Origin of the sequence: Limosilactobacillus sp. WILCCON 0051, from assembly GCF_039955095.1 — a bacterium.
GTDB lineage: Bacteria > Bacillota > Bacilli > Lactobacillales > Lactobacillaceae > Limosilactobacillus > Limosilactobacillus allomucosae.
Genome location: NZ_CP154878.1, coordinates 452,786 through 466,540, shown reverse-complemented (window position 1 = coordinate 466,540; position 13,755 = coordinate 452,786). Strand labels below are relative to the sequence as shown.

Annotated in this window: 9 protein-coding genes; 2 read left to right on the top strand and 7 right to left on the bottom strand. The window is 47.0% G+C overall.

Features of this window, described 5'->3' with window-relative positions; genetic code table 11:
• Positions 1 to 9: 9 nt before the first annotated feature.
• Complete coding sequence (locus tag ABC765_RS02095) at positions 10 to 2,217, bottom strand: glycoside hydrolase family 3 C-terminal domain-containing protein (protein ID WP_347963319.1); 2,208 nt, start codon at positions 2,215 to 2,217, stop codon at positions 10 to 12.
• 123 nt (positions 2,218 to 2,340) lie between these two features.
• Here ABC765_RS02095 and ABC765_RS02090 point away from each other — a divergent pair, with 123 nt between their 5' ends.
• On the top strand, positions 2,341 to 3,408 hold the full coding sequence (locus ABC765_RS02090; protein WP_347963318.1) for a helix-turn-helix domain-containing protein: 1,068 nt from the start codon (positions 2,341 to 2,343) through the stop codon (positions 3,406 to 3,408).
• A 41-nt stretch (positions 3,409 to 3,449) separates the two neighbouring features.
• Here the strand turns inward: ABC765_RS02090 and ABC765_RS02085 are convergent, their stop codons facing one another.
• Both ABC765_RS02085 and ahpC read right to left on the bottom strand, forming a co-directional pair.
• Positions 3,450 to 5,111, bottom strand: coding sequence for an FAD-dependent oxidoreductase (locus ABC765_RS02085; RefSeq protein ID WP_347980610.1), 1,662 nt, complete (start codon positions 5,109 to 5,111; stop codon positions 3,450 to 3,452).
• 18 nt (positions 5,112 to 5,129) lie between these two features.
• Entirely contained in the window at positions 5,130 to 5,693 is a 564-nt protein-coding gene (gene ahpC / locus ABC765_RS02080; RefSeq protein ID WP_006500333.1) for an alkyl hydroperoxide reductase subunit C, read from the bottom strand.
• Positions 5,694 to 5,936: 243 nt separating this feature from the next.
• On the opposite strand from ahpC, the gene ABC765_RS02075 reads away from it, so the two are divergent.
• A complete protein-coding gene (locus ABC765_RS02075; RefSeq protein WP_347963316.1) occupies positions 5,937 to 6,320 on the top strand; it encodes a cupin domain-containing protein in 384 nt (127 codons plus the stop codon).
• Positions 6,321 to 6,621: 301 nt separating this feature from the next.
• On the opposite strand, the gene ABC765_RS02070 is transcribed toward ABC765_RS02075, so the two are convergent.
• From ABC765_RS02070 to xylB, 4 genes are all read right to left on the bottom strand, one after another.
• Positions 6,622 to 8,661, bottom strand: a complete 2,040-nt coding sequence (locus ABC765_RS02070) for a right-handed parallel beta-helix repeat-containing protein (RefSeq protein ID WP_347980609.1) — start codon at positions 8,659 to 8,661, stop codon at positions 6,622 to 6,624.
• A 38-nt stretch (positions 8,662 to 8,699) separates the two neighbouring features.
• Positions 8,700 to 10,163: an MFS transporter gene (locus ABC765_RS02065; RefSeq protein ID WP_347980608.1), complete on the bottom strand. Its 1,464-nt coding sequence runs from the start codon at positions 10,161 to 10,163 to the stop codon at positions 8,700 to 8,702.
• Positions 10,164 to 10,430: 267 nt separating this feature from the next.
• Positions 10,431 to 11,618, bottom strand: a complete 1,188-nt coding sequence (locus tag ABC765_RS02060) for an AraC family transcriptional regulator (RefSeq protein ID WP_347980607.1) — start codon at positions 11,616 to 11,618, stop codon at positions 10,431 to 10,433.
• Between the two features lie 569 nt (positions 11,619 to 12,187).
• Positions 12,188 to 13,693, bottom strand: a complete 1,506-nt coding sequence (xylB, locus tag ABC765_RS02055) for a xylulokinase (RefSeq protein ID WP_347963313.1) — start codon at positions 13,691 to 13,693, stop codon at positions 12,188 to 12,190.
• Positions 13,694 to 13,755 lie beyond the last annotated feature (62 nt).

The window sequence follows — 13,755 nt, the reverse complement described above, 5'->3', positions numbered from 1 at the left end:
TTTGATTAACTAATCCAGCTCATTTAGTTTCTGCAGCAGCTCATGAACCGTTTCAGCATCAATATCTGCCATCGTCAATGAACGCAGAGGAATATTGGCAAAAACCGGTGCCAGTTCAGGCGACATCAACTTGTCAAATGTAGCTGTCAAATTCATTTCAGCAATGATCTGCTTGATTCGTTCGTCAGCATTTTCCATCAATTCGCCAACGTAGGTCTCATCGGTAATCTTGCCAAGCGGATTCGTCCCAATCGTCAGCTCAAATTTTTGCCGCAGCCGCATGTCACGCGACGAGCTGCCGACTAAGATCTCATATTGACCGTTATCGGCTTCCCAGGTTTCATTTTCTGGGTTGTACCAGGCAAACGCGCGTCGTGAGAGCTTAACGGTCAGATGCTTGGTCTCGCCAGGCTGCAGCTCAACTTTAACGAAGTCGCGCAGTTCATCAACCGGCATGATCGTCTGACTGGCGTGATTGGCCACATAGATCTGAGCAACTTCCTTACCTGCCTGACTGCCCGTGTTTTCCAGATCAAAGCTGACTGCAACGTCATCATGGTTTTCATTGATCGTCAGGTTTTGATAGGCAAACGTCGTATAGCTTAAGCCATGACCAAATGGGAAGCGCACGGCCAGCTGCTTGGCATCATAGTAGCGATATCCCATTAAGATGCCTTCTCGATAGACCTCATGCCGACGATCCTTGCCAAAGGTTGGATAGGTTGGATTGTCGGCTAGCTGCTTAGGGAAGGTTTCCGAAAGCTTGCCAGAAGGATTGACTCTGCCAGACAAAATATCCCAGGTAGCCTCACCGACTGCCTCACCAGCCAGATAAGTCTCAACAACAGCTGGCGTCTTTGGTTCCCAAGGCATCTCAACTGCCGAACCGTTTTGAAGAACCACGATCACGTGCGGGTTGACCGTCAGCAGCTGTTCAATCAATTCATTCTGGTTGGCTGGCAGACTGATGGACTGTTTGTCAAAACCTTCTGATTCCATTGTTTCAGGGAAACCAGCAAAAAAGACCACTTGATCGCTGTTTTTGGCCAGCTCCATTGCCTCTTTAGTCAGCTGTTCATCCGCTTGATCACTGTCCAAACGATAGCCCTGTGCATAAACGGCATGATCAGGCATTGCTTCTTTTGGCGTTACCACGCGATGAGCATTGACATGCGAGCTGCCGCCACCTTCAAAACGCGGCTTTTGGGCCAGCTCGCCAATTACTGCCAGCTTGGCGGAATCGCTTAATGGCAGCTCCTGATTTTCGTTTTTCAGCAAGACGATACTGTCATCAGCCAGCTGACGGGCAAACTCATGCTGCGCTTCCATATCATATACCGGCGCTGGCGTCTTTGGATGACCATAACGCTCAGCCATTTCTAAAACGCGCAGTGCGGAACGGTTCAGCGTTGACTCTTGAAGACGGCCCTCCTTAACGGCTCGGATGATTTCTTCTTTTGAGGCTTCCCCTTTGCCTGGCATTTCCAGATCCAAGCCAGCCTTGATCGCAGCCGTATGATCAACCACGGCGCCCCAGTCTGACATGACCAGACCTTGATAGCCCCATTCGTCACGCAGAATATTGGTTAAAAGACGCTGGTTTTGCGATACCTGAACGCCATTAAGCTTATTATAAGAGCACATGATCGTGGCTGGGTGTGCCTGCTTCACGATGCGCTCAAACTGTGCCAGATAGATCTCACGCAGCGTTCGTTCATCAACATCCGATGAATTGGTGAAGCGCTGATCTTCACGGTTATTGGTGGCAAAATGCTTAACGCTGACACCAACGCCAGTGCTCTGAACCCCCTTGACGTAGGCCGTTCCCATCCGGCCGGCCAGCAGCGGATCTTCAGAGAAATATTCAAAATTACGGCCGGCTAATGGACTGCGCTTGATGTTGACCCCAGGCCCCAGCAGCACACCGATTTTTTCAGCACGAGCAGCCGTTCCCAACTGTTCACCCAGTTTTTCCAGCATCTGATCATCAAATGAGCTGGCGGTCAATGCCGAACAAGGAAAACACACGGCTTCAATACTTTGATCCATGGCACTGTGCACGTTGACCTGTTTGCGCAAGCCAGAAGGACCATCCGTCATCAGCATGGGGTCCATTCCTGAAACCTTGGCCGTAAACCAAAAATCCGTTCCTGAAACCAGGTCGGCGCGTTCTTCCAGCGTCAGGCCCTCAACAAAATTCAAGTCTACTTTTGTCATACTGCTACCTCATTTTCAAAAATATTTGCAACCGCTTTCTGATGCCATTATAATGTTTTTCAAATTCTTTGCCTATCTAATCTTGCTAATCATTATCCTAAATTGCGTTTATTGAGGTGGACCATGACCGAATCATTAAAATTTCTCCAAAACATGCAGGAAATCACTCAACTAGAAATCGATCAGCTGAATGCAGCCGGTCAGCTTACCGATGTCTGGAACCGGCCGGCAATTGTCAAGCTGCCTGACTCACATCTGAAAAAACTGGCTGCTGTCGCTTTTGAACCTGGAATTTTTTTGCTGGCGCCCAGTTCCGTGATTAGAGGCGCCTTACTGGTTGATTCAAAACGACGGCTTTTGATCTGGCAAAATCTGCGCAGCTGTACTCAGCATCATTTGGAGCAGGCCGGCAGCGCCATCTGGTTCGGGCTCAACCAGCATTGGCCAAAAATTCATAAAACATTTGAAAACGAGCTGCCATTACCAGAACACATTTTAGAAAACCATAACAGCTATGAACTGGAAAAAAGAATGCTGAGCGCGGTTCGCAACGGTGATGATTCAAGCTATCAGCATTATTTTCGCCTTTTAACCAGTTCAGGGGCTTTTGGTCAGGTTGCCAAGGATCGGCTGCGCAATCAAAAAAATCTTTTGATCTGCCACATCACTTTGCTGACCAGACAGGCAATTGAAGGCGGTCTTGCCCCCAACGAAGCGTTTGCTCTTTCTGATCAGCTCTGCCAGCAGGTTGAGAGTCTGCAGACGATTGAGCAGCTAAACGCGCGGCTGCAGGCAATCGGTCAGATCTTTATTCAGCGCATTCAAAAAAATCAGCAGGCACAGAATAGTCAAAAGGGCCTGCTGACGCAAAAAATCGAGGCTGCCCTTCGCGATCACTGCGGCCAAAACTATTCTTTAGATGACCTGGCTCATGATCTGCAGCGCGACAAATATTATCTGGCCCATCTTTACAAGCAGGAAACCGGCCAGACGATCAAGCAATACGAAAACTCATATCGAATCAGCCGTTTTAAATCCATGCTGCTCTGGACCGATCAGCCAATTACTGAAATTGCTGCCGTCCTTGGCTTTGCAACCCCCAACTATGCCTCGCGCTGCTTTAAAAAAATCGTCGGTATTGCACCGCAGCAGTACCGCCAGCGCCACCAGCTGAATCTTTTGCAGCAATAAAAAATACCTTGGGCTAATATTTTGGCCCAAGGCATTTTGAGTTATTCAGTTGCTTTTTCCGCTGCCGCAACCAGTTCTTCAAGCGACTGACTGCCGAAGATCACTGGTCCGTCATTGATAATCGTGGCCGGTACGCTCATAATCTGCCGTTCTTTTCTTAAAGCTGGGAAATGCTGCAGATCAATCATCGTCGCTGTGATCCGCGGATTAAGCGAAGCCATCCGCTGACAGGCTGCCACGACATCCGGACAGAAGTGACAGGTTAAGGAGACCCCAATCTTAATGTCAGTCGACGGCAGCTTTTTGATTCGTTCAGCCAGTGCCGGCTCAACGCTTTGCCCTGGGCCACCCACATTGTAGATTCCTAAAATCAGTGACGTCAATTCATGACCAGTTGGCACGCCGGCATAGTGCAGACCGGTATCGGTACCATCAACGACCAGGCGCAGCTGAGGCGTGTAAACCAGGCTGTCTGGCGCGGTGGCCTTTTGAATCTTAAGATGATCACTGAGCTTTACCAGTTCACCAATAAAGCTGTCCATCTCTTGACTCAATTCCGTATCGTCTTCTAAAAGCTGCAGTGTAACGTCTTTGGTCAGTCGGCTAAAGACCCCCTGCATCTGGGCAACCAGGTCTGGCGTAAACCAGTCGCCAGTATGATGAGCAACCGACTGCTCGCTTTCAACCTGTGAAGTCTGGCCAACCGTAGCTGCTTTAGGAACCTCCTTTTTGACATGGATCGGGATTCCCAAACGCTGCTTTTGTTCCGTCACGTATTTTTCTGCACTGGTAGCTGCTACTGCTCCATCAGCCGCGGCAGTGATAATCTGACGCAGCTGCTTGACGATGACGTCGCCCGCTGCATAGACGCCAGGCAGATCGGTTGCCCCATTTTGATCAACGTGAATATAGCCGCGCTCATCCAGGTCAACGATGCCCTTTAACTGTTCAGTAGCTGGCTTTGTACCAACATAGATAAAGACGCCAAAGGTTTGATCGCCATCATCGACATGGTAGACCGTTTCCTCGCCAGTTTGATTGTTGACCATCGTCAGCGATTTCAAGTACTGATCACCATCAACGCGCTTGACCTCAGTATGGTACAAAACGCTGACTTTTGGATTATCGAGAGCCCTTGAAGCAGTTAGCGGCGCACACTTAAAATGATCACCCCGTACGAGGACCGTCACGTGCTTGGCAAACCGCGTCAGATAGTCGGCTTCTTCAGCGGCTGAGTAGCCACCGCCAACGACAAACACCTGCAGCCCGCTAAACAGCTCTCCATCGCAGGTTGAGCAGTAGGCCACGCCGCGCCCACGAAACTCTTCTTCACCTGGGAAGCCAACTTTGCGCGGACTGGCTCCCATCGACAAAATGACGCTGCGGGTCTGGTAGACGCTGCCGCTCTTGCCCGTCAGTTTTTTAACGTCACCATCAAGCTCAAACTTAATGATATCGTCTTTTTGAATCTTGACGCCAAAATCAGCGGTCTGCTGCTGCATCTGATTCATCAGCTTGGTGCCGTCAATGGCCGCATTGCCGGGATAGTTGTAGACCGTTGAAGTCGTGGTAACCTGACCGCCAACCGTGTCCGCCTCTAAAATCAAGGTATCCAGCGTTGCCCGACCAGCATAGATGCCAGCAGTCAACCCCGCAGGCCCAGCGCCCACGATAATCAGATCATAAATATGTTCTGCTGCCATTTTAATCACCTGCAATCATTAAAGCTTGCCGACCAGATCCAGACTTGGCTTAATGGTATCTTGACCCGGCTTCCAGTTGGCTGGGCAGACCTGATCGCCATGCTCGCGAACGAACTGAGCAGCCTGCAGCGTCCGCAGAATCTCTTCGGCGGAACGACCAATCCCCATGTTGTTGATGGTATATGATTGAATCTTGCCATCGGGGTCAACGATGAATACGCCACGGTAAGCCTGTCCCTCGTCTTCGTTCAAAACGTCAAACATCCGCGCCAGTTTGCCGGCTGGGTCGGCCAGCATATGGTACTTGATCTTGCCGATTTTTTCAGATGCTTCAGCCCATGCCTTGTGAACGAATTCAGTGTCTTCTGAAACGGAGTAGATTTCCGCGTTGGCCTGCTTAAAGGCTTCATAGTTGTCCTGCAGCGCTTCCAGTTCGGTTGGGCAGACAAACGAAAAGTCAGCTGGGTAGAAGAAGAAAATGCTCCACTTGCCAAGAACGTCCTGCTTGGTTACATCCATCGTCTCGCCATCCTGATAGGCACGCACCTTAAAGTCTGCGATTTCTTGACCGATAAAGTTCATTATAATCCTCTCCTTTAGTTTAGAATGATTATTAACTACATCTATAATTTAACACTTTTACCGCTCAATGTAAATCAAATCACTTTTAATTTTGCAATTGCTTTACTTTTTTTAGATTTGTTTTTGAAATCGATAACCAAAACGTGCTCTGCCCATTAAAATGCTATCAAGTTTATTTTAACAAGTTTTATTTTCTTTGGAAAGCGGATACAATATCATAAGCTAAAAGCGGGAGGAATAAGCATGCAGTTTTTTGAAGACGGCTATCTGCCAACAATCAACACTACTTTTTCATTTTTTGGCGGTCATGTCGAAACCGTCGAGCCTGGCTGGCGTTGGCCAACTGAACACCACCCAGCCTTTGAGATCATGTACATCATGGATGGCGCGCAAAGAACCGTTACCGAATCAACAGAAAAAATCATTAAGGCCGGTCAAATGATGATCATCCCTATTGGCATGGAGCATACCAACTATTGCTGGGGCAATGAATCAATGACTTTTTTTACCATGCATTTCAATCTTGACGACCCAGCAATCAAATATCTGCTGGTGAAAAACTTTACCAACCAGATTATTGATCAGACCGCGCCTTACTATAACGAACTGCGCAAATCGCTTGACTAGGCTTTTTGTTGTTTCTGGTGCTTTACGGCCGGCTTCTTTATCTGTGCCATTCTTTGGATGACTGGGATGGCGATCGTTTTGGCCTGCCTTTTCATTCAGTTAATTCGTTGCGTTAAATAATTTTTGGCCTTGATCGTTGGTTTATCAGCTCAACTCTCTAAAACTCCTATTGTAAAATCGCTAAAATTCATTAAGACCTACGATCAAGCAACCAATAAAAGCGTTTCGCCATTTCAAAATGACGAAGCGCTTTTTAATTGATTCAGATTCAGTGTGATTTAGCTAATTCAGTATCAAGCTTTTAGAACACCCGCTGCTCGGCTTGGAACTTAACCAAAGGACCAGCCGTTACCTTGGCACCGTCACGATGATTGCCAAAGAAGTCGGCATCAAAGACGATTGGCGTACCATCAGGATTTTCATAGCGCTCTTCTGGTTCAAACGCCATCCCCAGCGTAGCGGTCGCAATCTTGGCGTCGTTGTTTTGAGGCAGGAAGTCCGCCAGATTGGTCTTAAGATACAGGCCATCAGCTCGCTTTTCCAATTCCAGGACGACTTGATCCTTTTCGTCAACAAATTGGTTCTGATCTTTGCTGCATGACTGGGCACCGTTGAAGTAGGCATTGCCCGCGCTCCATATTGGCAGGTGGTTATAGTAGTGATCGCTGTTTGGCGCGTAGATTCCGCAATAGCCATCAAACTGACGGTCCCATTCCTCAAACGTTGGATATTCTTCAAATGGCTGGGTACCGACTTTAAAGTTATAGGTATCCCAGGCATCTGGCTTGTCATGCATCATTTCAGCCAGCTTTTGCATTTCCGGCCGCAGCTTTTGCTGAACGAAGACATTGTTGTAGAAACGATTGTCGCCATGTTGGAACGTCATAAAGCCCATTACTTTGGTGCCGTGATGTTCATGATATGGCGTAAAGCGGTTGGATGGCAGGTTGACCGAATTATTGTCTGTCCCAACACCGACCGCGGTAAAACTACCGGCAATCAGATTATGCACCATGGCAATTCCCTGTGCAGCAAACCGAATTGAGCGTTCAGAAAGGAACAGGTTGTTGTCAATCAGGGTTGGGCCATGCGAAACTTCTACCCACATATCTTCACCAAGCCCTTGCAGCACGTCGCCTACGTTTTCTTCATCGACCTCAAAATGTTCAGGCAAAGAGTTGTGATCAAAGACGTTTTGCGTAATCCGCGTTCCTTGTGCCTGCCAGTCCAGCCACAACCCACGCGTACAGTGGTGAATGTGATTATGACGGTAGATCACGTCAATGGCAGCATGCATCTTGATTCCGCCAATTTCGGCTCCCACCAGATTTTGGCGAATATTGATGTTATAGATATCGTTTTCTTCAATCAAGGAGAAGACACCGCCCAAATGGCCAACGATCCCGGTTTGGCCACAGTCGTGAATGCGATTGCGCCGTACGATATGCGAGCCGACGTGTTCTTTATCCCAGCCTTCATAAGATGCCTGACAGATCACATCACGTTCCGTCTGAGTACCATCCTTGTATTTCCACTTGGACCATTTGTTGTCATTGTTTGGCTGCAGATACTTGCCAAGCGAGATGCCAGAACACTTGGAATGCGAGATCTCACAGTTCTCAATGATCCATCCCTTTGACCAGTGCGGACCAACCATCCCTTCTTGGTAAGCTGTTGGCGGAGCCCATTGCGTCGCTGCTTTGGTAACGCCAAATCCCTTTAAGGTAATGTAGCCGATCCCTTCTGCCTGCGGGTAAAAACAGCTTTGACGCACGTTGATCTCCACGTTTTCCTGATTAGGATCAAAATCATGGAAGTTGGCATAGATGATCGTTTCATCCGTAGCAGTATCTTGTTCTGTATACCAGGTGTAGATCGTAAAGTCAGGATCCCATGATTTTTCATTACGTACGGGCTGCTTTACCTCAGCCAGCGTATTGACCTCATACAAGGCCTTATCATTTAGGTAGACCTCGCCTGTATGAGCCAGAATCCGCGCATCGAACCAGTCACCAAAAATCTTGGTCGTGTATGGATTGCGCTCGCTAAACATGCTGTTGGGAATTCTTACCTGCCAGATGCCATCTGCAGTCTTTTTCCAGTCTTTAACGACTTCCGCTCCAGTAATGACGGCCTTTAGCGGTTCGACTGACTCATAGACGATGCGCTGGTCTGCCGTACCTGCATGCTTTGGATTGACGTTTTCACGATAGACGCCTGGAAAAACCCGTACCTTGTCGCCTGGTAATGCAATATCTGCAGCTGCTTGAATCGTTTTAAACGGACGATGCTTGCTCCCATCACCATCAAACGGTGCCCGTGCATCAACATAGATTTTCATGAACTTTCATCCTTTCCGTAATTTCCACATTAAGAAAGCTATTTTTCTTGGGCTTGACGACGATCTTCAATTTCGTGGTTGATCTTGTCAACATCAGCATCAGACAATGGATACTTGCTGATAACCCACATGCCGACGATTGCTAAAACAATTGGCAGCCAGATCATTGAAATCGTGATCCCATTCAAGGCCGTTGCCGATTGGGCAGCCTTAGTACCGTCAAAGTGGCAGGCTGCATTAATATATCCTGGAATGATCCCGCCAAGTGCCAGACCAATCTTGAAGAACAGTCCCATCAAGGCATTGATGATCCCGGCAACTCGTTTCTTAGAGTTCCATTCGCCATAGGAAACGACTTCTGGAACCAATGACCACATGTAACCAGTAGCTGCCGTAATCCCCCACTGCATGATAAAGCGGCCAATGTAGCCCAGGGCAATGCTATCCTTAAATTGTGGCCATGACCATACCCAAAGAAGCAGCGTTCCGACAATAAACATTCCCAAGAACAGTTGGAAGAATCCTTTTTTACCGATCTTACGCCGCACGATTGGCCATAAGAAGACTAAGAAGATCCCTGGAATTGATCCAATCAGATTGATTGAAGCCATCCATTCCGAGTGGCCAATGTTGTATTGAACAAAGAATGGCCAAACCGTATTGCCAAAGAACATGAAGGTAAAGCCAACCAGGAAAAAGCAGCCTAATACCCGCAGCGGCTTGTTGCGACGCAGCTCATTCCAAAGGTCAGAAAACTTAACGGAAGCCGTTTCTTCTTCAGTCGGCAGCACCCGTTCGTGAACGCCAAAGTAGGTGCAGAGCAACAGAATAAAGCCAATCAGCATGTAGATCGACATGACATGGAAATAGGCTCCAGCAGCATGTGGCGAAGCATAGTTACCAAGATTGAGCTTAATGCCAAACATCCCAATGTCTTTTAAATGCTTGTCAGGAGATGCCATCTGAACAAATAATGGCAGAAAAGTGTAGACCAAGAGATTACCAATGTTTGCTTCCGTCATCCGGACCGTCGTTAAAGTGGAGATCTCATCGTTATCCCGCGTCAGCGAAGCATTCAGCGAGCCATAAGGAATATTAACGAATGAGTAGATCAGCGCCGTTGCCAGGTACATCAAGAAGGCATAGGCAACATTGCCGCGGACGGCTGGAATTGGCAAGAACAGCATGGCACAGCAGATCGTGAGCGGAATTCCAAAATAAATCAAAAATGGCTTGTATTTGCCGCCGTGCTTAAAGTGACTTTTATCGACAACCGTTCCAACCCAAGGATCCCAAAAAACATTGACCCAGCGAACAACCAGAAAAATCGTGGCCCCCACGGCTGCTGAGATTCCAAAAACCGTTGTCAGGTAAAACAGCAGCATTGAGCCAATTGTCCCAAAAATCAGATTTTGTGCCAAGTCACCGGCACCATAAGCGATTCGCTCGCCCCAGGACAGTTTGGCGAACTCATCGACTTGCTTGTTTTGTGGCTTGTCCATAGTTTTTACACCTCTTGTAGATTTGATTCAAACAGGTGCAGCGCTGCACGTTAGTTTGTGTTTTCAACCAACGACCAAAATCTAACATAGCCTTTTTGAAAACGCTACCCTAAAATCAATTTTTTTATCATTCCTGAGTTAGAATTTTTGATTTCGCTAAAATAATCAAGCTCTTTTCTTCATATAGCGTCAACAAAAAATGACCGCTGACAAAAACACGGTCATTCAGTAATAAAATTTAAAAATACACATGATTATTTTTTCATATTACTTCTTAAAAAGATAGTCGTAAAGGTTCCAATCGGCAATTTTGGCTGCATCAGCGCGAGCTTCTTTAGGCGTTATCCCGGTTAAGGTATGGAAAACGCGTGAGAAATGAGCTTGATCAGCAAACCCATATCGTTCGGCGAGCGCTGCCATTGACAGATTGGTACCAATTAGATCCTCAATTGCATGATTGATCTGAACCAGGCGTTTAAATTGGCTGATGCTGACCCCGACCTGTTTTTTAAACTGGCTGCCAAGATAGCGACTGGACAATTCCACCGCCATTGCCAGCTCATCGATGCTTTGGTCCGCAGTCGGATCACTCATCAGCTGCCAAAAGACTTTGCTGACGGCTGCAGTCATCTTGGCATCAACCATCTCACGGCAGCGTGTGGCCATATCCACATCGGCTGCCTCAATTGCCGCCAGGACCTCATTGTAAGACGTCAACGATTCGATATGTCGTACGTATTGATCATTCAGTGAATATACCAGTTCATAATCCAGCCCAACTTGAAACAGCGCGCGCAGATTTACGGAAACCGAGATAATCCCCCAGTTTTTAACGTTGCGCAGTGCATCTTGATTGTCTGCTAAAATGCCGATCCGACCTGAATTGATATTTTTAGAGAATATAATCGGCAAGGCAGCCAGATTTCCCTGTGCGATTGCTTTTTTGACTTCTCGCTCATACAGATAGCTAACGTGACCGCCCTCGCTGCTCATCCGAAGCTTCAGCAATTGGGCATCAAAGTCTCTTGAAATACGTGCTTGATGAAATTCGTCACTAATGGTTTCAAAATCGATCGGCAGTTCTAATAACCGTCCCAACACCAAAATCTGCTGCAAAAACTGTCTTTCTTCCAGATAAACCGTCTTCAGCAGCTTAGGCATATACATAACGGCATGACTGCTGAACTCATTGCTGTTTTGATAGCGCTGACTGACGTTGACAATTACTGGTCCAAAAAAGACAACTGTTTGATCACGCCATATTAAGCAGCTGTAAAGATTTTGACTGTGCCGCAAAAACTGCAGCGTTTTATGTGGACAGCGGCGCAAGATTTTTAGATAGTCCATCAATAACAGCTTACCTTGGCGAAACTGCAGACTATACTGGCCACGGTCGTACTCCCAGATTGTAGCCGGTACCCCTAGTGACTCCAGATACTCAGTTACCATTTCCATTCTAATCCGTCCTTTGTTCAAAAAATAATTCTAATCTTCAAGTTACTGTGTTAGCGATTACATAAAATAATAGCATGAGCTAGGGAAAATTAATATGTTGCTGATTTTAAGATATTGGGTCAGTCTGTCTCTAGGCTGTCAGGCTGACTATTTCCTTAGCTCTCTTTATTGAAATCAGCCATTGACTATAAAACACTCCAATTCTATTTTTCCCCGCTCATATTCATTGATAAATAGAATATTGGTTATTATCGTTTTGCCGATTGTTTTTAATAATGGGCAAAACTCATTTCACAAATTTTGCTGTTAACTCGGTTTAGACAAGTCCGTTAACCTGTCTACGAATTCGGTTTAATTATGATCATCTTAATAAGGACAAATGGCTTGATTCGCTGATCGCTGTTTGTCTGCTTTTTTGATCCTATATAATAGTAGAAAAAACTTTAAATATCATAAAAGCGTCATATAGAATTGCCCTAATAGCAAGTCTGCATGACGCTTTTTAATGATGCAAATGAGTTTTTAAGCTGTTAATTGATGAAATAAGTTTTAAGGATTGGACCAACCAGCTAGTCTTCACGACGGAAGTTCAATAAAGCATGGCACAGGTCTTTAGTCTGACCATAAACTTGATGGTAGATTGCATACAGTTCATCGTACTTGGCGACATTGGCCGGCTTTGGCAGGTACTCCTTGCCAAAGTGAACGAACTCCTTGGCACAGTCCTGCAAAGAGTCAAACCAGCCCAGACCAACTGCGGCAATCATGGCGGCCCCCAAACCAGGCCCCTGTTCATTGGTTAAGGCAACGACCTTCTTATTGAAGATGTCAGCCTGCATCTGAAGCCAGAAGTCACTCTTGGCCCCACCGCCGATTGCTACAACTGTGTCAAACTCTTGACCGTTTTGATCATAGATATTCAAGATATCTCGAAAGCTAAAGGTGATCCCTTCCATAACGGCTCGACAGAAGTCATAGCGATCCTGCATGCTGTCAACGCCAATAAAACTGCCGCGAATATCAGCATCAGCATACGGCGTCCGTTCACCAACCACGTATGGCGTAAAGATCAAGCCATTTGCGCCCAATGGCCGTTGAGAAGCCTTTTCGACCATCGTCGTGAAGTCTTCATCCGGATCAAACTTGTGCTTGAACCAATTCAGCGAATGGCCGGCTGCCAAAGTAACCCCCATTGAGTAGTAAGTGTCGGGAATTGCATGGCATTCATATTGAATCTGACCGTGATAGTTGACGTCAGCATTTTCTTCATATTTAAGCACCACGCCAGAAGTCCCAATCGAAGACATCACCATGTTTGGATGCAAGATGCCGGCCCCAACCGCACCACAGGCATTGTCACCGCCGCCGCCATAGATCTTGGTAGCAGTCGAAAGGCCCGAAAACGTTGCATAACTGGCGGAAACATTACCAGCGTAGTCAACTGATTTCATCAATGGTGGGCACATGCTCATTGGAATATCAAAGGCCTCACAGATTTCCTGGCTCCATTGCCCCTGCTTAATATCCAACAGTACGGTCCCCGTAGCGTCTGAATAATCCATGCCTAGGTTGCCGGTCATACAGAAACGAACATAGTCTTTAGGCAGCAAAAACGTCTTTGCCTTTGCCCAGATCTCCGGTTCATTTTCCTTGACCCACAGCAGTTTAGGCAGTGTGAATCCTTCTAGTGGCTTATTGCCGGTAATGTCAACAAAACGATCACCCAGCTTATCCATGATTTCTTGGCACTGTTTGGTCGTACGCGTGTCGTTCCACAAAATAGCTGGCCGCAAAACCTGATTGTCCGCATCCAAAAGCACCAGCCCATGCATTTGACCAGAGAATGATATTCCCTTGATTTCTTCTTTTTTAATCCCATCTTTTAAGATCATGCGGTCAATACCGATCGTTGTCCCATAAAGCCAGTCTTGTGGATTCTGCTCACTGTAGCCTGGCTTAGGCTGACTCAGTGGATAGTCATAGCTTTGCTGAGCGGCGATCTTGCCAGAACGATCCATTGCCGAAACTTTAACGGCACTGGTTCCCAGATCGACTCCGATTACGTATTCGTTCATAATATTTCCTCCAAGAAAAAAGGATCCGCAGCCAGCTGCGGCGATGCGAATCCTTTCTATTA